This is a genomic window from Sphingomonas sp. G-3-2-10 (assembly GCF_012927115.1).
Taxonomy (GTDB): Bacteria; Pseudomonadota; Alphaproteobacteria; order Sphingomonadales; family Sphingomonadaceae; genus Sphingomonas.
On record NZ_JABBFY010000001.1, the window covers coordinates 229,279 to 252,307 of the forward strand.

A 23,029-nucleotide genomic window follows, 5' to 3' on the forward strand; every position below is an offset into this window, starting at 1 on the left:
ATTCACTCGTCAAGTGGGAGAGGGTCCAATGTCCGCCAAGCCGCCATTCCGTGCCGATCATGTCGGTAGCTTCCTGCGTCCCAAGGCGCTGCTCGATGCGCGGGCGCAGTTTAAGGAAGGCGCGATCGACGCGGCCGCGCTGCGCGCCGTCGAGGATTCGGCGATCCGCGATGTGGTGAAATTCCAGGAAGATCTGGGGCTGAAGGGCATCACCGACGGCGAATTCCGCCGGACCTATTTCCACACCGATTTCCTGCTCCAGCTCGACGGCGTCGAGGAAGCTGGCGGCACGCAGGTGAAGTTCCACCAGCATGGCGGCAAGGAGCTGGAATATGCCCCGCCGGTGATGAAGATCGCCGGCAAGGTCGAACATGCGCGCGACATCCAGCGCGCCGATTTCGACTTTCTTGCCTCAGTGACGAGCGCGACGCCGAAGGTGACGATCCCCTCGCCGACGATGCTGCATTTCCGGGGCGGCCGCGATGCGATCGACGCGACGGCCTATCCCGATCTCGACCAGTTCTACGACGATCTGGCCGCCGCCTATCGCGCCGAGATCGCCAGCCTGGCCGACGCCGGGTGCCGCTATCTCCAGCTCGACGACACGAACCTGGCCTATCTGTGCGACGAGACGCAGCGCGAGAATGCCAAGCGTCGCGGGATGGATCCGGACGAACTTCCGAAGCTCTATGCGAAGATCATCAACGATTCGATCCGCGACAAGCCGGCGGACATGACCGTGTGCGTCCATCTGTGCCGCGGCAATTTCCGGTCGAGCTGGGCCGCCGAGGGCGGTTACGAGCCGGTTGCCGAAGTGCTGTTCAACGCGCTGAACGTGGACGGTTATTTCCTCGAATATGACGATCCGCGTTCGGGCGATTTCGCGCCGCTGCGCCATGTGCCCAAGGGCAAGACCGTGGTGCTGGGGCTGGTGACGACCAAGCTGGGCGAGCTGGAATCGAAGGACGATGTGAAGCGGCGGATCGACGAAGCTGCGAAGTTCATGCCGCTGGAGCAGGCGGCGCTGAGCCCGCAGTGCGGCTTCTCGTCGACGGTGCATGGCAACGATGTGTCGATGGGCCAGCAGGCGGACAAGCTGAAGCTGGTGATCGATGTTGCCCGGGACGTTTGGGGGGAGATTTAAGCTTCGGATCGTCACCCCGGCCTTGTGCCGGGGTCCGCTGAGCCGCGACGGACGGACTTGAGGCTCTTGCTTCTCCGGTGCCGCCCGGTGGATCCCGGAACAAGTCCGGGGCGACGAAGAAGAAGCATAACTTCCGGAAATCGGATAGCGTCCATTCCATTCCGATTGGCGCGCGCGATGCAAGCGTATGACAAGCGCTTTCATGAAGACAAAAGTCGCCATCATCGGATCGGGCCCCTCGGGCCTGTTGCTCGGCCATTTGCTGCGCGCGGCGGGGATCGAGTGCATCATCCTCGAGCGCCAGACGCGCGATTATGTCGAAAGCCGCATCCGTGCGGGCGTGCTGGAGACGGTCACCACCGACCTGATGCGCCAGCTTGGCGTCGACCAGCGGATGAACGAAGAGGGGCTGATCGAGGAGGGGTTCAACCTCGCTGACGGCGAGCGGCTGATCCGGATCGACATAACCCGGCTGACCGGCAAGCATGTGATGGTCTATGGCCAGACCGAGCTGACCCGCGACCTGATTGCCGCCGCGCCGGATCGCGGGCTGGAGATCGTGTTCGAAGCGAAGGACGTGGCGCTGCATGACCTCGAGGGATCGCCTTCGGTCAGCTATTCGAAAGACGGAATTTCGCACCGGATCGAGTGCGACTTCATCGCCGGATGCGACGGATTCCACGGGCCGTCGCGCAAGGCCATCCCGGCGCATCTGGTTCGCGAATATGAACGGGAATATCCGTTCGGCTGGCTCGGCGTGCTGGCGGACGTGCCGCCTTGTCATCCGGAACTCATCTATTCGAATGGCCCGCGCGGCTTTGCACTTGCCTCGATGCGTTCGGCCACGCGCAGCCGCTACTATATCCAGGTGCCGCTGACCGAGAAGGTCGAAGACTGGCCCGAGGAGCGGCTGTGGGACGAACTGGCGTTACGCTTCGACCCGATCTCGGAACGCGGCGTGACGCGCGGTCCGGCACTGGAAATGTCGATCGCGCCGCTGCGCTCCTACGTGTTCGAGACGATGCAGCATGGCCGGCTGTTCCTCGCCGGGGACAGCGCGCATATCGTGCCGCCTACGGGTGCCAAGGGGCTGAACCTTGCCGCATCGGACGTGGCGTATCTCTCGGACGCGCTGATCGCGCATTATCGCGGCGGGGACGACGCCGGGCTGAACGGCTATGCCGCCAGGGCTTTGTCGCGGATATGGAAGGCCGAGCGGTTCAGCTGGTATCTGACCAAGCTGATGCACCGCTTCCCCGAGGATGGCGCGTTCGAGCATCGGATGCAGCTGGCCGAACTGGACTATGTCGCCAGCTCCGAAGCGATGCAGACGGTGATCGCCGAGAATTATGTGGGGCTGCCGCTCTAGCTCGACGATTGCCCGGCCATCTGCTGGATGCTGATCACCACGAACTCCGCGGGTTTCACCGGGGCGAACAGGATCAGGATGTTGACCACGCCATTGTCCATGTCCTCGGGCGTGGTGGTCGAGGCGTCGCAGATTACCTGATAGGCTTGGGCGGGCGTCGTCCCGACGAACGCGCCCTGCAGGAAGAGCGGCTGGAGGAAGGCGTTCACCGACAGGCGGATCTGCGCCCACAGGCTCTCGTCATTGGGTTCGAACACCACCCATTGCAGGCCCTGCGTCAGGCTCTGCTCGATATAGAGCGCGAGGCGGCGGACCGAGATGTATTTCCAGTCGTCATCGGCGGGATTGGCCGAAGCGAGCGTGCGGGCACCCCAGGCGACATTGCCATAGACCGGGAAGGTGCGCAGCGCGTTCATGCCGAGCGGGTTGAGGGCGCCGTTCTCCGCATCGGTCATCACATATTGGAGCTGCTCGACCCCGGCGAGCGCAGCGGTGATGCCGGCCGGGGCCTTCCACACGCCGCGGCTGATGTCGGTGGCGGCATAGAGGCCCGCCATCGTGCCGCTGGGGCCGAGCGGGATCGGATCGGGCGAGAAGGGTGCGGGGACTTCGACCTGCGGGAAATAGGCCGCGGCGCTGATGATGCCGGTACCGAAGCTGGCGGGCGTGTTCGTCGCCCAGGTTTCTGCGTCGGCCGGAGTCTGGATGGTGGCGGGGATGTCGAGGATCGCGAAGGCCTTGCGCTGGATGGCGTAGTTCAGCGTTGCGGTGGCGGCGGCGAGGTAATCGCCCGCGTCCATCGCCGCGATGTCGGGAACGCAGATCAGGTTGACGATCGGCATCGCATCGAGCGCGAAGATGCCAGTACCTTTGCTGGCGTCGCCTGCAATGTCGAAGCCGGTCGGCGGCGCGGCGAGGCGGCTGACCCATGCTTCGCTGCCGCCGTTCAGAAAGAACTGGCTGACCTGGAAGCTGGTCGGGCTTTGTGCGTCGAGTCCGCCGAACGCGCGCTGAAAGTCGCCGAAGTTGAGGCACTGGACCGGGGCGCCGAGCGGCCCGCTGGCGAGATAGCCGACGAATGCGGTTGCCGAAGTGGAGACGCCGCTGATCGTGTGCGTGCCGCTGGGCAGTTCCTGCACATAGACGCCCGGATAGGTCGGTTGAATCGCCATGAAGTCCTCCCGCTACCGATGCTTAGCATGCGATCGCGGAAGGGCTTCTCGCTTTTCAGGCCGATTTGGCGCGTTGCCGCCATTCGGTGAGGGCGAATTCGGTATAGCCGTTGGCAGCGTCGCGGCCCTCGAAAATGAGCGCGCGGGCGGCCTTATAGGCGTTGCCGTCGAAGGCCGGGGCCATCGGGACGTAGAGCGCATCGCCTTCGTTCTGGCGATCGACCACCGCGGCCATGCGGCGCAGGGCTTCGTCGACCTGTGCTTCGGTCAGGATACCGTGGCGGAGCCAGTTGGCGATATGCTGCGACGAGATGCGCAAGGTCGCGCGATCTTCCATCAGGCCGACGTCGTGGATGTCGGGCACCTTGGAGCAGCCGACGCCCTGATCGACCCAGCGCACGACATAGCCGAGGATGCCCTGGCAGTTATTGTCCAGCTCCTGCGCGATTTCCTCGGGCGAGAAATTGGTGCCGGTTGCGAGCGGGGGCGTCAGCAGCGTGTCGAGTTCGCCGGTGACCGGGGACTTCGCCATCTCGGTCTGAACGTTGAGCACATCGACGTCGTGATAGTGCATCGCATGGAGCGTCGCGGCGGTGGGCGAGGGGACCCAGGCGGTGGTGGCGCCACTCTTCGGATGGCCGATCTTCTGCGCGAGCATGTCCGCCATGCGATCGGGCGCGGCCCACATGCCCTTGCCGATCTGCGCCTTGCCCTTCAGCCCGCAGGCGAGGCCGATACCGACATTGCGGGCCTCGTATGCCTTGATCCAGCCGGTGTTGCGCACGGCTTCCTTGCGGACCATCGGCCCGCCTTCCATCGCGGTGTGGATCTCGTCGCCGGTACGGTCGAGGAAGCCGGTGTTGATGAAGACGGTGCGCTCGCGCGCGGCGTGGATGCAGGCGGCGAGGTTCGCGCTGGTGCGGCGCTCCTCGTCCATGATGCCGATCTTGAGCGTGTTTCGCGCCATCCCCAGCAGGTCCTCGACGCGGCCGAACAGTTCGCAGGCGAATGCGACTTCCTCGGGACCGTGGAGCTTGGGCTTGACGATATAGACCGATCCCGCGCGGCTGTTGCGGAACGCGCCCTTGCCGTCGTGCAGCGCGCAGAGCGAGCTGACGACCGCGTCGATCAGCGTTTCGGGGACCAGCTGGCCGTTCAGCGTGACGATGCCTGTCAGCATGTGATGGCCGACATTGCGGACGAGCAGCGCAGAGCGGCCGGGCAGGGTCAGCGCGGTGCCGTCCGGTGCGGTATAGCTGCGGTCGGGTTCGAGCGTGCGTTCCTCGGCCCTGCCGCCCTTGGCGAAGCTGGCGGTGAGGTTGCCCTGCATCAGGCCGAGCCAGTTGCGATAGGCGATCACCTTGTCCTCGCCATCGACCGCGGCGACCGAATCCTCGCAATCGATGATCGTCGAGATGGCTGCTTCGACGATGACGTCGGCGACGCTGGCCAAGTCGACGCCGCCGATCGGGTGATCGGGATCGATGACGATCTCGACGTGCAGGCCGTGATGCTTCAGCAGGATCGCAGCGGGCGCTTCGGCGTCGCCGCGATAGCCGGCGAACTGCGCGGGATCGGTGAGGGTGGTGAACCCGATCTGGAGCTTGCCGTCGCGGACGCTGTAGCGCGCGGCATCGGCATGGCTTCCCTTTGCCAGCGGGAAGGCGGAATCGAGGAATGCTTTGGCGCGTTCGACGACGCGCGCGCCGCGCGCCGGGTCATAGCCCTTGCCGGTTGGGAGGTCGCCAAGTGCGTCGGTGCCGTAGAGTGCATCGTACAGGCTACCCCAGCGCGCATTGGCGGCGTTGAGGGCGTAGCGGGCGTTGGTGACGGGGACGACGAGCTGCGGACCGGGGATCGACGAGAATTCCGGATCGACATTCGCGGTGCTGATCGCGAACGGCGCGGGTTCGGGGACGAGATAGCCGATCTCGGTCAGGAACGCCTTGTGCGCAGCGACATCGAAGGGCTGGCCGACGCGATCGGCGTACCAGCCGTCGATCTGTGCCTGAAGCACGTCGCGCTTCGCCAGCAGTTCGGCGTTGCGGGGCGCGAGATCGGTCAGCAGCGTCGCGAAGCCGGTCCAGAAGGACGCGGGGTCCACACCGGTTCCGGGCAGGGCTTCACGCTCGATGAATTCGGCCAACAGGTCGTCGATGATCAGGCCGGCACGTTCCACAGGATACTCCTTGGGCAAGGGTTCACGATCATCCTGGGGAAGTTTCGCTCTAGCCGAAACTCCCATTCGCACAAGAGGCTGCGGCATCGGCGATGGCGGAATAGATCGCGTCGAGATCGTCGTCGCCGATGCAATAGGGCGGCATGACGTAGATGGTGTTGCCGAGCGGACGGAGCAGCAGGTTCCGGTCGCGGAAGTACGCCAGAAGGCGCGGGCCGAGATTGGACATATATGCGGCGCTCTCGTCGCCCAGTTCCATCGCGGTGATCGTGCCGATCTGGCGGGCGTTGCGGACGTTAGTGAGCGCGGCGAGGCGGGTGCGCTGGCGCTTGCTCAAATCGGCGATGCGGGCGAGGACCGGTTCGTCGCGCCAGATGGCGAGGTTCGCGACGGCGGCGGCGCAGGCGATCGGATTGGCGGTGTAGCTGGACGAGTGGAAGAACATCTTCGCCCGGTCGGTCGAGAGATGGGCTTCGTAGATCGGCTCGCGCGCCATCGTTACCGCCAGGGGGACGCTGCCGCCGGTCAGCCCTTTCGAGAGGCAGAGGATGTCGGGGACGACACCCGCTTGCTCACAGGCGAGCAGGGTGCCGGTGCGACCCCAGCCGGTCATGACTTCGTCGGCGATGAAGAGGACGCCGTGGCGCGCGCAGATCGCCGCCATCTCGGTGAGGATATGCGGCGGGTAGATCAACATGCCTCCCGCGCCGAGGATCAGCGGCTCGACGATCAGGGCGGCGGGCTGCTCGCGGCACGCGGCGTCGAGCGCGTCGAGCGTGGCCTGTTCGGCTCCGGCGGCCGGGAAGGGCAGGGTGCCGACGTCGAACAGCAACGGACTGTATGCCTGATTGAACACCCCGCGCGCGCCGATCGACATCGCGCCGATCGTATCGCCATGATAGCTGTGCTGCATCACGAGGATGCGGTGGCGCGGTTCGCCACGATTGGCCCAGTATCCCAGCGCCATCTTGAGCGCGACTTCGACGGCGGTGGAGCCTGAGTCCGAATAGAAGACGCGGGTGAGCTCGTGCGGCATGATTTCGGTCAGGCCGCGCGCGAGCGTCTCGGCGGGTTCGTGGGACCAGCCGGCGAAGATGATCTGGTCCATCCTGGCGGCCTGATCGGCGACGGCGGCCATGATGCGCGGGTGACTGTGGCCGTGGGTGGTGACCCACCATGACGAAATGGCGTCGACGATGCGGCGGCCGTCATCGGTGTGGAGTGCGGCGCCTTCGGTGCGGACGATGCGCGGGATCGCCTCGTTCAGGCCGTGCTGGGTGAAGGGGTGCCAGACCGGGGAGGTCATGCGAAGTCCGCGGGGTCGAACGCCTTGGCGAAGGCGGTGGCGAGCGTTTCGGCGTTCAGCGGGGTGAGGTGCGGCAGGCGGCCGAGGCGTTTCACGCCGCCGAGGCGAGCGATGGTCGCCTCGCTATGTTCGACCGGTTCGCCGACGAACGCCACGCCGAGGATCGGGACGTTGCGTCGGCGCAGCGCTTCGATGGTCAGCAGGCTGTGATTGATCGTGCCGAGCGTCGTGCGGGCGACGATCACCACCGGATGGCCCCAGCGGGCGAACAGATCGGCGAAGACGAGGTCATGATTCACCGGGACCATCGCGCCGCCTGCGCCTTCAACGATCAGCGTGCTGTCGGTTTCGGGCGGGGTAAGGTGGTCGGGATCGATGGTCACGCCGTCGATCTCCGCCGCGCGGTCGGGCGAGCAGGGCGTGTTCAGGCGATACGCTTCGGGCAGGATGCGCTGGGGCGGCAGGCCCGAGAGCGCCGCAACCGACAGGCTGTCGCTGCCGCCGTCGAGCCCGGCTTGCACCGGCTTCCAGTAATGCGCGCGCAACGCGCCCGCGAGGCCGGCGGCGAAGACGGTCTTGCCCACATCGGTATCGGTGCCGGTGACGACGATGGTGCGGCTCATGCCAGCGCCCCCTTCAGCACCTCGGCCAGCGCGGCGACATTGGCGGCGGTGGCGTTGAGGGTCAGCGAGATGCGTAGCCGCGAGGTGCCTGCCGGAACCGTGGGCGGGCGGATGCCGCGCACGTCGAACCCGGCCGCCTGCACCGCCGCCGCGACGCGCATCGTGGTGTGATCGTCGCCGAGGATGAGCGGCAGGATCTGCGATCCGGTCGGCGCCACGCCGCACGGAGCGAGCAGGCGTTCTGCTTCGCCGATCAGCGTCCAGAGCGCGGCTTGCCGCTCCGGCTCATCGGCGAGGATGCGCAGGCTTTCGCGAGCGGCGGCGGCCATCAGCGGGGAGGGGGCGGTCGAGAAGATGAACCCCCGCCCGCGATTGACCAGGAAGTCGCGCACCACCGCGGGTCCGCAGATCGCCGCCCCTTCGCAACCCATCGCCTTGCCGAAAGTGTGGAGCGAGATGACGTTGTCGCGGCCTTCGAATGCATGGCCGAGGCCGCGTCCGCCGGGGCCGAACACGCCGGTGGCATGGGCTTCGTCGAGCAGCAGCATCGCATCGTGGCGGTCGGCGATATCGGCAAGGGCCGCCAAGGGCGCGGCGTCGCCGTCCATGCTGTACAGCGTCTCGACCGCGATCCACGGCCGCCCGGTGCCGCCCCCGCGCCGCCAGCGCAGGATCGCGCCTTCGAAGGCTGCGGGATCGTTGTGCGCGGCGGAGAGATATTCGGCGCGGCTCAGCCGCATCCCTTCGTGCGCGCTGGCATGGACCAGTTCGTCATGGACGATCAGGTCGCCGCGCTGGGGCAGGGTCGAGAGCAGCGCCGCATTGGCCGCGAAACCGCTGGAGAAGGAGAGCGCGGCTTCGGCGCCGAAAAAGACGGCGGCATCGGCTTCGAGGGCCTCATGCTCCGTATGATTGCCCCGCAACAGGCGCGAGCCGCCCGAGCCGATCGGAACGCCGCGGGCAAGCGCGTCGCGGATGGCCTCGGCGAGGCGAGGGGCGTTGGCGAGCGCGAGATAGTCGTTCGACGCGACGTCGATCCCGCGCCGGTCGATCAGCGCGCGGCGGCGGCCCTGATCGCTCAGCGATGCGAGGTCGGCGTGGAAGGAAGCGAGGCGATTCACGCGGTTTCCCTAGGGCGGGGCCCGATGCGAGTCATCGATTCAATTCTTTGCGAGGCACAAGCCGCCCGCGCGATCGCCGCGTTGGCGGGGATGACGGAGGCCCGATCCGCAATGATTGGCGCATTGACCTCATTCGCTGACACCGGTAGCATTGCCGCCGCTTACCCGCCCGTCCGCGTGGAACAGGGCGCGAGGCAGGGCAGAGTGATTCGAAAGGCCGCAGTTTTGAGTGATGGACAGGCTGGCGCCGAAGCGATCGCCCGCGCATTCGTGGATGCGCGGCATTCGGGCGGCGCGCTGGCGGATTATCCGGGCGGAAAGCTGCCCGCGTCGCTCGACGAGGCGTATCGCATCCAGGAGCGTGCGATCGGCCTGTTCGGCGGCCGCGTCGCCGGGTGGAAGGTCGGCCGCATCGCCGATCCTCTGGTCGCGGAATATGGCTCGAACCGGCTGGCCGGCCCGATCTTCGACAATGGCGTCGTCCATGCCGAGAGCGACGAAGCACCGGAAATGCCGGTGTTCGGCGACGGATTCGCCGCGGCCGAGGCGGAATATCTGCTGCGGCTGGGCAACTTGCCCGCCAGCTTCGACCGGGCATGGACCAATGGCGCGGTCGCGGCGCATGTCGACCGGGTATGCGTGGGCATCGAAGTGGCCAGTTCGCCCTTCCCGGGGATCAACGAACATGGCCCGGCGGTTACCGTATCGGACTTCGGCAACAATAACGGGCTGGTGGTCGGCGCCGAATTAGCGGGCGAACAGGGTTTCCTTGACTGGAAGGTAGCGCTAACAATCGACGGGACCGAAGCCGGAACGGGAACTGCCGCCGCCATGCTGGATGGACCTTATGGCGCGGTGCGCTTCCTGTTCGAGCTGGCGCGCGACCGTGGCCTGCCGCTGGCCGCCGGCCAGTGGATTTCGACCGGCGCCATCACCGGCGTCCACCCCGTTCGCCCCGGCGCCGTGGTGGAAGCCCGTTTCGGCGATGACATGGCGGTGCGATGCGTGATAGGCGTGCTGCACCAAAGCTGATGTGATAGATAAGATAATAAGGGAGAGGGGAATGGCGACAAACGGAGAAGCGACCATCGCTCAGACAGCTGAGCGGATGACCCGCTATCGCTGGATGATCGTGGCGCTGCTGTTCGCGGCGACGGCCATCAACTATATCGATCGCCAGATGATCGGGCTGCTCAAGCCGATCATGATGGACGACCCCTCGCTCCACATGGACGAGCGGACCTATGCCGACATCGTCGTGTGGTTCCAGATCGCCTATGCGGTCGGCTATATCGGCTTCGGCAAGGTTGTGGACGTGATCGGCGCGCGGATGGGCTATGCCGTCGCGGTCGTGATCTGGACCATCGCGCACGTCGCGCATGGCGGCGCGTACAGCGTCACTCAGTTCGCACTCGCCCGCTTCGGTCTGGGCATCGGCGAATCGGGCAACTTCCCCGCCGGCGTGAAGTCGGTCGCCCAGTGGTTCCCCCAGAAGGAGCGCGCCTACGCCATCGGCCTGTTCAATGCCGGCGCGAATGTCGGTGCGATCCTGACGCCGCTGATCGTCTATCTGATGATCTCGCAGATGGGCATGAGCTGGCGGATGGTATTCGTCGTCACCGGCATCTTCGGCGTGCTGTGGCTGATCGCCTGGCTGGCCATCTATCGCGACGATCCCGCCGCGCATCCCAAGGTCGGCGCGACCGAGCTTGCGCACATCAACCAGGACCCCGCCGATCCCGAAGTGAAGACGCCGGGCCTGTGGCTGAAGCTGCTCGCCACGCGCGAGACCTGGGCGTTCGCGCTGGGCAAGTTCTTCATCGATCCGATCTGGTGGTTCTACCTGTTCTGGCTGCCGGGCTTCCTCGGGGCGCAGTACGGCCTCGATCTCAAGACCTGGTCGACCATGACCGCCGTGCTGGCGCTGGGCGCGATCTACCTGATTTCCGACGTGGGCAGCATCGCCGGCGGCTGGCTGTCGGGACGCCTGATGAAGTCGGGCATGAGCGTGAACAAGGCGCGCAAGATCACCATGCTCGTCTGCGCGATCTGTGTGCTGCCGGTGGTGTTCGCCACCTCGGTCTCGAACCTGTGGGTCAGCGTCGTGCTGATCGGCATCGCAGCTGCGGCGCATCAGGGCTTCTCGGCCAATCTCTACACCCTGCCTTCGGACACCTTCCCCCGCTTCGCGGTGGGCGCGGTGATCGGCATCGGCGGCACGGCCGGAGCCATCGGCGGCGCGCTGTTCTCGAAATATTCGGGCGACATTCTCGACCGGGTGGGCAGCTATGCGCCGATGTTCATCGCTGCGGGCGCGGCCTATTTCCTCGCCGTGCTGGCGGTGCACCTGCTCTCGCCGCGGCTGGAGCGCGTCGAGAGGTTCCGCAGCGGCACGCCCTGGGCGGTGATCGTCGCTTCGGTTTCGGGCCTGATCGGCGTGATCTTCTTTCTGGCTTCGGGCAAGAAGGCGGTCGAGGGCTGCGTGCCCGTCTGGATGGGGCCGGTCAGCCCCTGCTTCGGACCGGCGAGCTATTACGGGATCATCGGCGTCTTCGCGGCGGTCGCGATCCTGGCGATCATCGTCAACACCGTGACACGTAAAGAAGCGTAAGAGGAAGAAATGGCACGCCCGTTGAAGCTCGATCCCGACCGGTTGTTCCCCGCTGACGGGCGCACGCGCGACATTGCGCGCGCGCTCTACGCGGAAGTGGCCGGGCTGCCGATCATCAGCCCGCATGGGCACACCGATCCGACCTGGTTCTCGACCAACGAGAACTGGTCGAACGCGACCGAGCTTCTTCTGGCGCCCGACCATTATCTGTACCGGATGCTCTATTCGCAGGGCATCGCGCTGGCCGATCTGGGTGTGCCCGACCTGAACGGCGTGCCGCCGCACGATCCGCGCAAGGCGTGGCGCATCTTCGCCGAGAACCAGCATCTGTTCCGCGGCACGCCGTCGAGCATGTGGCTGGGCCATGTGTTCGGCGAAGTGTTCGGGTTCGACGTGGCGCTCGATGGCTCCACCGCCGACTTTTATTACGACCGGATCAACGAGACGCTGGCGACCGACGCGTTCAAGCCGCGCGCGCTGTTCGATCGCTTCGGCATCGAGTTTCTCGCGACGACCGAGGGGCCGCAGGACGATCTGTCGCCGCATCACGCGATCCACAAGAGCGGCTGGAACGGCCGCGTGGTCACCACCTATCGCCCCGATGCGGTGATCGACGTCGAGCATGAGCAGTTCGCCGGCGCGATGAAGGTCTTTGCCGAGAAGACCGGCGAGGATGTGTGGTCGTGGGACGGCTATCTCGCCGCGCACCGCAAGCGCCGGGCGGATTTCCGCGCGGCGGGCGCGACCGCGACCGATCACGGCCATCCCACCGCGCAGACCGCGAATCTCGACCATGACGAAGCCGAGCGGCTGTTCCGCACGATCCTGTCGGACAGCTGGACCCCGCAGGATGCGGAGCTGTTCCGCGCGCAGATGCTGACCGAGATGGCGGCGATGAGCGCCGAGGACGGGATGGTGATGCAGATCCATCCGGGTTCGTGCCGCAATCACAATGGCGGGTTGTTCCACAGCCACGGCCGCGACAAGGGCGCGGATATCCCGACTCGCACCGATTACGTCCATGCGCTGAAGCCCCTGCTCGACCGGTTCGGCACCTCGACCGATCTGTCGATCATCATCTTCACGCTCGACGAGACGACCTATGCCCGCGAGCTGGCGCCGCTGGCCGGGCATTATCCGTGCCTGAAGCTGGGCCCGAGCTGGTGGTTCCATGACTCGCCCGAGGGCATGCGCCGCTTCCGCGAGCAGGTGACCGAGACCGCCGGCTTCTACAACACGGTCGGCTTCAACGACGATACCCGCGCTTTCCTGTCGATTCCGGCGCGGCACGACGTCGCGCGGCGCATCGATTGCGGCTTCCTCGCCCAGCTGGTCGCCGAGGGGCGGCTGCTCGACGACGAAGCGCATGAGCTGGCGCTCGATCTTACCAACGGGCTGGTGCGCAAGGCGTACAAGCTCGACCAATCCGCTCCCGCGCCTGTCGCGGCGGCAGCCTGAACCCAACGGAGTTACCCATGTTCGACCGCACCTATTACGCCACCCATCCGGACATGATGGAGTGCGTCTCCAATGACGAGCTGCGTGACCGCTACCTGATCCAGGGCCTGTTCCGCGAAGGCGAGTGCGTCCTGAACTACACCCATGCCGATCGCTTCGTGATCGGCGGCGTTGCCGTGGGCGGCGCGCCGGTGAAGTTGCCGGCGCAGACCGAGCCGGCGTCGGCGGCGGGCCATCCGTTTCTCGAGCGCCGCGAGCTGGCGATCGTCAATGTGAGCGGTGTCGAAGGCACCGTGACCGTCGATGGCGAGAGCTTCACGCTGGGCAACAAGGATTGCCTGTACGTGACGATGGGCGCGAAGGACGTCGAATTCTCGGGCGCGGGCGCGCGCTTCTATCTGGCGTCGTGCCCGGCGCATAAGGGCTTCCAGACCCGCAAGCTCTCGATCGCCGACGCCAATGCGCTGGAGCGCGGTTCGCTTGAAGAGTCGAACGAGCGGACCATCTTCCAGCTCGTGATCCCCGGCATCTGCGACAGCGCGCAGCTGGTGATGGGCCTGACCGTGCTGAAGCCCGGTTCGGTGTGGAACACCATGCCCCCGCACATCCATGAGCGCCGCAGCGAGATCTATTTCTACTTCGAGCTGGACGATCTCGAGAAGGATCGCGTGTTCCATTACATGGGCGAAGGCGAAGCGACCCGCCACATCGTGATGGCCAACGAGGAAGCGGTGATTTCGCCGCCCTGGTCGATTCACATGGGCTCGGGCACCAAGGCCTATGCCTTCATCTGGGCGATGGCCGGCGAGAACCAGGACTATACCGACATGAACGTGCTGGACATCTGCCAGCTGGCGTAAGCCTCTTTACACCCCTCCCGCTTGCGGGAGGGGCCGGGGGAGGGGCTGTCCCTCCACCCCGCAATTTGCGGCCAGCGGACCGGCCCTCCCCTAGCCCCTCCCGCAAGCGGGAGGGGGACAGGAAGAAGAAATGACCAATCCCTTCGATCTCACCGGCCGCGTCGCGGTCGTCACCGGCGCCAATACCGGCATCGGGCAGGGCATCGCGCTCGCGCTCGCCGCGGCCGGAGCGGATATCGCCGCGGTTGGGCGCACGCCGGCGCAGGAGACCGTCGAGAAAGCCCGCGCGCTGGGCCGCAAGGCGGAGATCATCTCGGCCGATCTCTCGTCGATCGAGCCGGTCGGCCGCGTGGTCGACGAAGCGGTGGAGAAGCTCGGCGGGCTCGACATCCTCGTCAACAATGCCGGGATCATCCGCCGCAACGACAGCCTCGACTTCACCGAAGAGGATTGGGACGCGGTGGTGGATACCAATATGAAGTCGGTATTCTTCCTGTGTCAGGCGGCGGGCCGCCACATGGTGAAGCAGGGCCGCGGCAAGATCATCAACATCGCCTCGATGCTGACCTTTCAGGGCGGCATCCGCGTGCCGAGCTATACCGCGTCCAAATCGGGCATCGGCGGGCTGACCAAGCTGCTGGCGAACGAATGGGCGAGCAAGGGCATCAACGTGAACGCGATCGCCCCCGGCTATATCTCGACCAACAACACGACCGCGCTGCGTGCCGACGAGGACCGAAACCGCTCGATCATGGAGCGTATCCCGGCGGGCCGCTGGGGCAGTCCTGAAGATATGGGTGGCGCCGCGGTCTTCCTTGCGTCATCGGCATCCGACTATGTGCAGGGGCATATCCTTGCAGTGGACGGAGGCTGGCTAGCGCGATGACGATTGCTTTCTTCGGTGAATTGATGCTGCGGCTCTCGCCGCCGGGGCGCGAGCTGCTGTTGCAGACGCCGAAGTTCGAAGTGAATGTCGGCGGGGCCGAAGCCAATGTGGCGACCGGCCTTGCCTGTCTTGGCCACAAGGTGCGGATGATCAGCGCGGTGGCGGACAATCCGCTGGGCGCCGCGGCGATCGGCGAACTGCGTCGGCGGGGCGTGGATACCGCGACGGTCGTTTCGGAGCCCGGCCGGCTCGGCCTGTATTTCCTGACGCCAGGCGCGGGGCTGCGCGCTTCCGAAGTCGTCTATGACCGCGCGCATTCGGTGTTCGCGGATCGGCCGGCGGAAAGCTGGGACTGGGACGCGCTGCTCGGCGGTGCGACGCGGCTGCATCTTTCGGGGATCACCCCGGCGCTGGGGCACAACACCGCCAGCGCGGCGATGGCGGCGGCCGAAGCAGCGGGAGCGAAGGGGATTCCCGTCTCGTTCGACGGCAATTACCGCGCGAAACTGTGGGAAAGCTGGGACAGCGATCCCAAGGCGGTGCTCACCCAGTTGATCACTCATGCCGACCTGCTGTTCGGCAACCATCGCGATATTTCGCTGCTTCTGGGGCGCCAGTTCTCGGGCGATGGTCCCGACCGGCGGCGCGAGGCGGCGGAAGCGGCGTTCGCTGCATTCCCGAAGCTCCAGACGATCGCCAACACCGCGCGCCATGTCGACGATGCCGACAGCCATCGCGTCTCGGCGCGGGTCGATACGCGCGCGGGCGGCTATCAGACCGACGAAGTGCTGATTGCGGGCATCGTCGACCGGATCGGCGCGGGCGACGCCTTTGCGGCGGGCGTGCTGCATGGCCTGATCGAAAGCGGCGGCGATGCGAAGGCGGCGGCTGAAGCCGGCCTCGCGCTGACCGCGCTCAAACATTCGCTGCCGGGCGATGCCAGCCTGTTCACGCGCGCCGATCTGGACGCGTTCGGGGAGGGTCTCGACGTCCGGCGGTAATGGGTCACGGCAAGACATAAAGAGGCGAGAGACATCGCCCTTTTGGAGGGGTGTCGATGAAGGGGAGCATTCCCGCAGCAGGGGAAGCGGCTTTGCCGCCGCCCGAACTCGCTGCATTTCGCAGGACCTATGGCGTCGATGGCGCATGGGAAGCCGAATTGCGCGAAGCCTGGGGGCTGATCGCGCCGCATATTGCGGGGATTGCGCGCGAGTTGCTGGAGCGGCGCAGTGCTGGCGCGACGGTGACCGACGCGATGGTCAGCGCGCGCGTCGCCTATGCGGAAGCCAAGCTGGCGCGGCCGATCGACCAGCGCTGGATCGACACGATCATCGCCGAGGCCGACCGGATCGGGCAGGGTGAGTTCGACTTCTCCGTGGTCGCGGCATCGATGGTGGTGGCGCAGATGCGGGTCCATGCACTCTATTTCGAACTGACGCGCGATCCCGCGACCCTGGAGCGCGTGACGCGCGCGACGCAGAAGCTGGCGGTGGTCGAGTTCGAGCTGATCGCCAGCCGGCTGCGGGCAATCGCACGGGCGCGAAACGTGGCGGCGCTGCGCGAGGAAGCGGCGAAGGCGCGGGCCGATCTGGCGCGCGCGATCGCCAGTACCGCGCGGCACAGCCGCGACGTGGCGCGCTTTACCGAGCGGACGGCGAGCGAATTGCAGGCGCTGCGCGCGCCGGCGGCGGAAGTATCGATCGCGGCGGACCAGTCGGCGACGGCGATGGCAAGCTCGGCGCACAATGCCGCGGGACTGATCGCGGCCTATGATCAGGCGCGCGACCATGCGACCGGGGCCGCGGACGTGGCGGGCCGGGCCGATGCCATCGCACAGCAGGGCGCGGACAATGCCGCCAGCCTTGCGGCGCATACCGCCAGAATCGAATCGGTCGTCACGCTGATCGCGGGGATTGCGAACCAGACGAAGCTGCTGGCGCTCAACGCCTCGATCGAGGCGGCGCGCGCCGGGGAAAGCGGGCGCGGCTTCGCGATCGTCGCGCAGGAAGTGCGCAGTCTCGCCGATCAGGCATCCGACGCGACGGGCGGGATTACCGAGACGATCCGGCAGGCGCAGGGCGCGAGCGACGTGGTGTCGGAAACCAACCGGACCATCCGCGAGACGGTGGGCGAACTGCTCGGGCGCGTGCGCGCGCTGTCGGCGGCGATGGAGGAACAGGTGGCCACGGTGGGGGCGATCCTCGCCTCGATCGACGAAACGGCGATGTCCTCGCGCGAAATCGCCGCGCTGATCGCGACGATCAACGAGCGCGTGGCGCATCTGGCGGGTGCGGCGGAAGAAGCCGGGCAGCAGGCGATTGCGGCAGGCGAGGCGCTGGAACTGATCGAGGAACGGGCCGGGGCCTTCATGACGGGAGTAGCGCGATGAACGAGGTTTCGCGGCGTTCGGTAATGGCTGGCGGGCTGGCGCTGGCGGCGATGCCGCTGGTCGCGCGGGGGCAGGCGCTGCGCGGCATTCTGGTCGATTGTCCTGCCGGGAAATTCTCCGGCATCCCAAGCGGTGAGGGCTGGGCGTTCAAGGGAATCCGCTATGGCCGGGCAGAGCGATTTCAGGCGCCGGTGCGCGCGCCGCGCTCTGACGAGACGCAGAATGCCTGGGAGTTCGGCCCCATCGCCCCGCAGCGCAGCGGCTCCGGGCTGATGGACGAACAGTGCCTTTACCTCAATATCTGGACGCCCGAGGCGCATCCCAAGGCCGCCAAGCCGGTGATGCTCTATATCCACGGCGGGGCCTATTCGAACGGCACGGTTACGGTGCCGACCAATGACGGCGAGGCGCTGGCTGCGACCGAGGATGTCGTCGTGGTGACCGTGAACCACCGGCTCAACGCGCTGGGCTATCTCTATCTCGCGCGGATGGATCCGCGCTTCGCCGACAGCGGCAATCTGGGGCAGCTCGACCGGATCGTGGCGCTGCAATGGGTGCGGGAGAATATCGCGGGGTTCGGCGGCGATCCGAAACGCGTCTTCGTATTCGGCCAGTCGGGCGGCGGCGCGAAGATCGCGACGATGATGGGGATGCCCGCGGCGAAGGGCCTGTTCCATTCCGCCGCGACCATGAGCGGACAGCAGGTCACCGCCTCGGGCCCGATGAACGCGCACAAGCGGGCGCAAGCCTATCTGGCGAAGCTGGGCGTGAAGGAGAATGACCTCGGCCGGTTGCTCGAACTGCCGGTGGGCAAGCTGATCGAAGCGACCGAGGCCGTCGATCCGATCCTTGGCGGGGGCGTCTATTTCGGGCCGGTGCTCGACATGAAATGGCTCGTGCGCCACCCGTTCTGGCCCGATCCCAATCCGCAATCGAACCATATCCCGATGATATTGGGCAATACGCGCGACGAGACGCGGGCGTTCATCCCGGCGGAATCGGCGCGGGTGAAGGGGCTGACCTGGGACAATCTGGCCGCGACGATGGCGCCCGAGCTGCGCATGGACGTGCTGCCCGAATGGGTGGTGAGCGAGTATCGCGCGCACTTCCCCGGCGATACGCCCGAGCAGATCTTCTACCGTGCGACCACGGCGGGGCGGAGCTGGCCGGGGCAGGTGATCGAAGCCGATGCTCGGGCCGCCGCTGGGGCGAAGGCGACCTGGGTCTATCAGCTCGACTATCAGTCGCCGGTGCAGCCTTCGCGCGGGGCGCCGCATACCGGGGACATTCCGCTCGTGTTCGGCACGCTGGGCGCCGAGGGTTCGATCACCGGGACGGGGCCGGAGGCGCAGCGGCTGAGCCGACAGATGATGGGCGCCTTCGCCGCGCTGGCGCGGACCGGCAAGCCCGTGGCGAAAGGCGTGCCGCTATGGCCGGCCTATACGCTGCCGAAGCGCGCGACGATGGTGTTCGACGTGGAGAGCCGCGCGGTGAACGATCCGCGAAAGTGGGAACGCGAGCTGTTTGCGCGGGTACCCTATATTCAGCCGGGAAGCTGAGCGTGGCGGCGGTGTGCGGCGATGCACGACAGGACGCTTGAGACGACCAGCACGAAGGCGGCGACCTCGAGCGCGTGCGGCCACCGCTGTTCCCAGATGAAGCCATAGATCAGCGCGAACAGCGTTTCGAACAGGATCATCTGGCCGACCAGCGTCAGCGGCAGGAGGCGGCTCATCCGGTTCCACAGCGCGTTGCCGAGGATCGAGGCGAAGACCGCGACCGCCATCGAGACGCCGGCGAAGCGGAGCCACGCGGCGGGATCGTGGCGGATCGGCTCCAGCAACAGAGTGAAGGGGATCAGCGCCACCGCCTGCGCGCCAGTGACGAGGCCGGTCAGCAGGTTCCAGTCATGGACCGAGACATGGCCGAGCCGGGCGAGGCAGCGGCTGTTACCGACCGCATAGGCGGTCCAGGAGGCGAGCGCGCCGATCGCGCAGAGCAGACCGATCAGCTGGGTGCGGAACTCGCCCGTCGGGGCTGCGAGCGCCTGCCAGCCGATGCAGATTGCGCCAGCCGCGCACAACAGGAGCGAAGGGGTAAGGCGGCGCAGCGGCACGGCGTCGCGATCGCGGCTGCCGATGATGGTGACCGCGACGGGGAGGAAGCCGATCACCAGCGAGGTCATGGCGATACCGCCGGTCTGCACCGCGCTGGCGAGGAGGACATAGTAGAGCGTGTTGCCGGCAAGGGCGAGCCAGACGAGCGACAGCCAGTCGCGGCGGGTGAGGGTGGCGGCGAGCGCACGGATGCGAGGGGCGACTAGCGCGGCGGACACCGCGCCGAATGCGAGATAGCGGCCAACGGCGAGCTGGAGCGGCGTGAAGTCGCGCGTCAGTTCGGGTGCAAGAAACACCAGTCCCCACAGCGCGCCGGCGCCGATGCCGCACAGGATGCCGATATGGGTGCCGGTCTTCATGTGATGGGGAATATCATCGGTGCAGCATGATTTGTGCTCGACTTGAGGGCATCAAATGCAACAAAAAATCACCTATGGCTCGAACGACTCCCGCCGGGCGACGCGCGCTCGACAGTTTCGACCGCGCGATCCTGCGCATCCTCCAGCGCGACAACAAGACGCCGCAGCGGACGATCGGCGAAGCGGTGAACCTCTCCGCCGCCGCGGTGCAAAGGCGTATCGCGGCGATGGAGGCCGATGGAATCATCGAGCGCAACGTGGCGATCGTAGATGCGCGGGCGGTGGCGATGACGATCACGGCGATCGTCGAAGTGACGCTGATCAACGAACGGCTACCGGTGGTGAGCAGCGCAAAGGCACTCTTTCACGCCGCGCCGGAAGTGCAGCAATGCTATTACGTCACCGGCGGAATCAGCTTCGTGCTGGTGATCGTCGCGCCCGACATGGTCGAGTATGAAGCGATCACCCAGCGGCTCTTCTCGCAGAACGACTGCGTGGCAAATTTCCGCAGCCTGATCGCGCTCGACCGGCTGAAGACCGGCGCGGAGATCGTGATTCCGTAAATCCGGGATGAGAGCGGCGAGGGAGGCATCTACGTTCAAAAATCCTCCGCCGGAGGGGGAGGATCAGAAAATTGAATTTCGAGCAGTCTAATCCCCTTGCAGAAGGGCGATAAGGTTACTGCCCCGTCCGCATGTCGCGGTCGCGCGGGCTCAGTGCTTCCTGCGGGACGGGGCCGGTCTGACCCGGATAGCGGCCCGATTTCGGCTCCATCGTGTCGAGGTTCCAGTCGGCTTCGACGAAGGGGGCCTTGGTCGGCTTGTAGGCCGGATAGGCGCTGACGTCCTTCTCGTCGTTGATGATGTCGCCCCGGCCTTCCGCGACGAAGAACAGCACGCGGATATCCTCGGCGTCGCGGTCCCAGGGGCGAGCGCCGGCGGTGTAGAGCACGCTGGTCTCGACATCGCCCGAGGGGAGGATGGTCATGCCGGCGGTCGGCATCATCGGCGCCTTCTTCTCGATGATCTTCGCGCGGGTCTCCCCATAGCGGCCGAACATCGGGAGCTTCACGCCGTGGCGATCCACCGCGCGATTGTCCTTGCCGTAATAGTTGAGATCACCGTCGCCGCCGATCATCAGGAAGGGCAGGCCCTCATTGGTGTCGTTGCCGCCGCGCATAACGTTGCCGATCGCGGTGATCTCGCCGGTGACATAGGGATGGCCGGCCCATTCGAGCGCCATCAGATTATAGTGCACCGCGCGGTGGCCGGGATTGTAGATCAGATTGTTGACCATCAGCACCTGCGCTCCCCCCTTCACCAGCGGGTGACGCTCGACATTGTGCGCCCAGATGTTGCGGTAGAAGACGATCCCGGTGGTGTTGTCGTGGATCAGCGAGCCTTTCGAATGTTCACCCTTGGGATGGCTCGAATCTGCCAGACCCTCGGCGGCGAGATTGTTCGAGAAGGTCACGTTGCGGCTGGTGCCGGCGCGCCATTCCTCCACCGTATTGCCGGTGAAGCGGGGTCCCGAGGCGGACATATTCTCGTCGATCGCCCAGGTGAAGCTGTTGTGATCGACGATCACGTTGCGCGCGGCGACGGTGGAGAAGGCATCGGCTTCCCAGCCGCTGCGCTTGGGCTGGCCATCGGCGCCGGTCCGGACGCGGATGTGGCGGATGATCACGTCGTGAGTGCGCACGTCGATGCCGGTCTTGATCAGCGTGATGCCGGGCGAAGGCGCGGTCTGGCCGGCGATGGTGAGATAGGGTTCGCGAATCTCGATCGTCGTGCGGGCGAGATCGATCACGCCCCCGACTTCGAACACCACGATGCGCGGGCCCTTGGCCTCGACTGCTGCCTTGAACGAGCCGGGGCCGTCGGCATTGAGATTGGTCACGCGGATGATCTGGCCGCCGCGCCCGCCGGGGGTCTCCGCCGCCGGGCCGACCGCGCCGGGAAAGGCCGGAACGGTGGTCTGTGCCGTTGCGGGCGCCGCGCTCATCAGGGCGAGCGTCGCGGCAAGGGCGGGAGCGATAAGCTTGAACATTCGGACCTCTCCATCCGGTTTGCTGATACCGGTTACCTGTTCCGTTTAGCCTTCAAAACGCGGCTTGCAAATCCTGTCCCGCGTATTGTCCATAGGACAGACTTTCTTTGTCTCGCGCGACAGTGTAGCACGCCCCTATGAAGAGCATGGGCAAGCCAACCATCAACGACGTCGCCCGTCTGGCCGGCGTTTCCAAGAAGACCGTGAGCCGGGTGATCAACCGATCGCCGCTGCTCAATGCGGATACCCGCGCCAAGGTGGAGAAGGTCATCGCCGATATCGGCTATGTCCCCAATGTGCAGGCGCGCGCGCTGGCGCTGCGCCGGAATTTCTTGGTCGGGCTGATCCACGACAACCCGAACGCGCAGATGGTGATGAACGTGCAGGCGGGCATCCTCGAGGCGATTCGCGATACCGAGTTCGAACTGATCGTCCGCCCGATCGATCGCGGCTCGTCGACGATGCTAGCGGACGTGAAGAATTTCCTCGAGCGCCAGCGGCTCTATGGCGTGCTGATCCTGCCGCCGGTTTCGGAGAACGACATGCTCGCCGAGCTGTGTCAGGATATCGGCTGCCGCTATGTCCGGATGGGCTCGACGACGCTCGATACGCCCGAGCATATGGTCGCGTCGAACGACAGCGAGGTGGTGAAGGAAGCGGTCAACCATCTGATTTCATTGGGACATAGCCGGATCGGCCTGATCGCCGGGCCGCATGGCTTCCGCTCTGCACGGGAACGCCGCAAGGGGTTCGAGGAAGCGCTGGCCGAGGCAGATATCAAACTGCCGCGCAGCCTGATCGCGGATGGCAACTACACGTTCGAGACCGGGCTTGCAGCCGCCGACCGGCTGCTCGACCTGTCGCCCCGGCCGACCGCGATCTTCGCGTCGAACGACGAAATGGCGGCGGCGACGCTGCACGCGGCGCGTCGGCGGGGGATGAGCGTACCCGAGGATCTGTCGATCATCGGGTTCGACGATACCGCGATCGCCCAGCATATCTGGCCGCCGATGACGACGGTGCACTGGCCGATCATCTCGATGGCGCGATCCGCGGCGCTGAAATTGCTCGCCGATTTCTTCGGCGACGACCTGGCCAGCGAAGAGCCTTCGCTGTTCCCCTCGACCCTGATCCACCGGGCTTCGGTCGCCCCGCCACGCAAGGTCTGAGGTCCGCCGCACCGCTTTCACCAGTGTTGCGCGTTTGCTTCAGCGCCGATCGATAACGCCGGGCATTTTATGACACCGGTTGACTTATCTCCGGTTGGTGTCAAAAAAGGCGCGAACCAAGCGTGGGGAACGCTTGCGCCATAGCGGGCATCAGACTCGCGGGGGCGTTGGGGAGGAGTGAGGCGGCCATCGAAGTGCCGCCGGGGCCGCGTCGGGC

The 23,029-nt window shown here is 66.2% G+C and carries 18 protein-coding genes and 1 pseudogene; 12 read left to right on the plus strand and 7 right to left on the minus strand.

The genetic code is table 11. From position 1 onward, the window contains the following. Positions 1 to 28: 28 nt before the first annotated feature. Positions 29 to 1,144 (plus strand): 5-methyltetrahydropteroyltriglutamate--homocysteine S-methyltransferase, encoded by a 1,116-nt coding sequence (locus HHL13_RS01160; protein ID WP_169553952.1) that lies wholly within the window; start codon positions 29 to 31, stop codon positions 1,142 to 1,144. A gap of 202 nt (positions 1,145 to 1,346) precedes the next feature. Beyond that, the gene (pobA, locus tag HHL13_RS01165) at positions 1,347 to 2,513 is read left to right on the plus strand and encodes a 4-hydroxybenzoate 3-monooxygenase (protein WP_169553953.1); all 1,167 of its coding nucleotides are present in this window, start codon (positions 1,347 to 1,349) and stop codon (positions 2,511 to 2,513) included. Here pobA and HHL13_RS01170 read toward each other — a convergent pair. From HHL13_RS01170 to HHL13_RS01190, 5 genes are read right to left on the minus strand one after another with little or no spacing between them, the layout of a single operon-like run. Further along, on the minus strand, positions 2,510 to 3,685 hold the full coding sequence (locus HHL13_RS01170; protein ID WP_169553954.1) for a phage tail sheath C-terminal domain-containing protein: 1,176 nt from the start codon (positions 3,683 to 3,685) through the stop codon (positions 2,510 to 2,512). The two genes, pobA and HHL13_RS01170, sit on opposite strands and share 4 nt — an antisense overlap. A gap of 55 nt (positions 3,686 to 3,740) precedes the next feature. Then, positions 3,741 to 5,864, minus strand: a complete 2,124-nt coding sequence (locus tag HHL13_RS01175) for a malate synthase G (RefSeq protein ID WP_346775456.1) — start codon at positions 5,862 to 5,864, stop codon at positions 3,741 to 3,743. A gap of 49 nt (positions 5,865 to 5,913) precedes the next feature. Continuing rightward, positions 5,914 to 7,170 (minus strand): adenosylmethionine--8-amino-7-oxononanoate transaminase, encoded by a 1,257-nt coding sequence (locus HHL13_RS01180; RefSeq protein WP_169553956.1) that lies wholly within the window; start codon positions 7,168 to 7,170, stop codon positions 5,914 to 5,916. After that, positions 7,167 to 7,793 (minus strand): dethiobiotin synthase, encoded by a 627-nt coding sequence (gene bioD / locus HHL13_RS01185; RefSeq protein WP_169553957.1) that lies wholly within the window; start codon positions 7,791 to 7,793, stop codon positions 7,167 to 7,169. The genes HHL13_RS01180 and bioD overlap by 4 nt, the downstream gene beginning before the upstream one ends. Then, positions 7,790 to 8,914 (minus strand): 8-amino-7-oxononanoate synthase, encoded by a 1,125-nt coding sequence (locus tag HHL13_RS01190; protein WP_169553958.1) that lies wholly within the window; start codon positions 8,912 to 8,914, stop codon positions 7,790 to 7,792. The genes bioD and HHL13_RS01190 overlap by 4 nt, the downstream gene beginning before the upstream one ends. Positions 8,915 to 9,139: 225 nt before the next feature. Here HHL13_RS01190 and HHL13_RS01195 point away from each other — a divergent pair, with 225 nt between their 5' ends. The 8 genes and pseudogenes from HHL13_RS01195 (at position 9,140) to HHL13_RS01230 (ending at position 18,677) form a co-directional block, all read left to right on the plus strand. Then, positions 9,140 to 9,946 (plus strand): 2-keto-4-pentenoate hydratase, encoded by an 807-nt coding sequence (locus HHL13_RS01195; RefSeq protein WP_169553959.1) that lies wholly within the window; start codon positions 9,140 to 9,142, stop codon positions 9,944 to 9,946. A 31-nt stretch (positions 9,947 to 9,977) separates the two neighbouring features. Beyond that, positions 9,978 to 11,291: pseudogene (locus tag HHL13_RS01200) on the plus strand (MFS transporter); the annotation flags it as partial. A 243-nt stretch (positions 11,292 to 11,534) separates the two neighbouring features. After that, the gene (gene uxaC / locus HHL13_RS01205) at positions 11,535 to 12,983 is read left to right on the plus strand and encodes a glucuronate isomerase (RefSeq protein ID WP_169553961.1); all 1,449 of its coding nucleotides are present in this window, start codon (positions 11,535 to 11,537) and stop codon (positions 12,981 to 12,983) included. Between the two features lie 17 nt (positions 12,984 to 13,000). Then, positions 13,001 to 13,843 carry a 5-dehydro-4-deoxy-D-glucuronate isomerase gene (gene kduI, locus HHL13_RS01210; RefSeq protein ID WP_169553962.1) on the plus strand — a complete coding sequence of 281 codons (843 nt, stop codon included), beginning with the start codon at positions 13,001 to 13,003 and terminating at the stop codon, positions 13,841 to 13,843. A 130-nt stretch (positions 13,844 to 13,973) separates the two neighbouring features. Then, positions 13,974 to 14,729, plus strand: coding sequence for a 2-dehydro-3-deoxy-D-gluconate 5-dehydrogenase KduD (kduD, locus tag HHL13_RS01215; protein WP_169553963.1), 756 nt, complete (start codon positions 13,974 to 13,976; stop codon positions 14,727 to 14,729). Continuing rightward, entirely contained in the window at positions 14,726 to 15,730 is a 1,005-nt protein-coding gene (locus tag HHL13_RS01220) for a sugar kinase (protein WP_169553964.1), read from the plus strand. Before kduD ends, HHL13_RS01220 begins: the two co-directional genes overlap by 4 nt. A 56-nt stretch (positions 15,731 to 15,786) precedes the next feature. Further along, positions 15,787 to 17,118 carry a methyl-accepting chemotaxis protein gene (locus tag HHL13_RS22685; protein WP_169553965.1) on the plus strand — a complete coding sequence of 444 codons (1,332 nt, stop codon included), beginning with the start codon at positions 15,787 to 15,789 and terminating at the stop codon, positions 17,116 to 17,118. Continuing rightward, positions 17,115 to 18,677, plus strand: a complete 1,563-nt coding sequence (locus HHL13_RS01230) for a carboxylesterase family protein (protein WP_169553966.1) — start codon at positions 17,115 to 17,117, stop codon at positions 18,675 to 18,677. The genes HHL13_RS22685 and HHL13_RS01230 overlap by 4 nt, the downstream gene beginning before the upstream one ends. On the opposite strand, the gene HHL13_RS01235 is transcribed toward HHL13_RS01230, so the two are convergent. Further along, positions 18,662 to 19,594 (minus strand): DMT family transporter, encoded by a 933-nt coding sequence (locus HHL13_RS01235; RefSeq protein ID WP_169553967.1) that lies wholly within the window; start codon positions 19,592 to 19,594, stop codon positions 18,662 to 18,664. The two genes, HHL13_RS01230 and HHL13_RS01235, sit on opposite strands and share 16 nt — an antisense overlap. Before the next feature lie 74 nt (positions 19,595 to 19,668). Here HHL13_RS01235 and HHL13_RS01240 point away from each other — a divergent pair, with 74 nt between their 5' ends. Then, a complete protein-coding gene (locus tag HHL13_RS01240) occupies positions 19,669 to 20,157 on the plus strand; it encodes an Lrp/AsnC family transcriptional regulator (RefSeq protein ID WP_169553968.1) in 489 nt (162 codons plus the stop codon). A gap of 115 nt (positions 20,158 to 20,272) precedes the next feature. Here the strand turns inward: HHL13_RS01240 and HHL13_RS01245 are convergent, their stop codons facing one another. Further along, positions 20,273 to 21,643, minus strand: coding sequence for a pectate lyase (locus HHL13_RS01245; RefSeq protein ID WP_169553969.1), 1,371 nt, complete (start codon positions 21,641 to 21,643; stop codon positions 20,273 to 20,275). Positions 21,644 to 21,780: 137 nt separating this feature from the next. On the opposite strand from HHL13_RS01245, the gene HHL13_RS01250 reads away from it, so the two are divergent. After that, entirely contained in the window at positions 21,781 to 22,812 is a 1,032-nt protein-coding gene (locus HHL13_RS01250; protein WP_169553970.1) for a LacI family DNA-binding transcriptional regulator, read from the plus strand. The last annotated feature ends 217 nt before the right edge of the window (positions 22,813 to 23,029 follow it).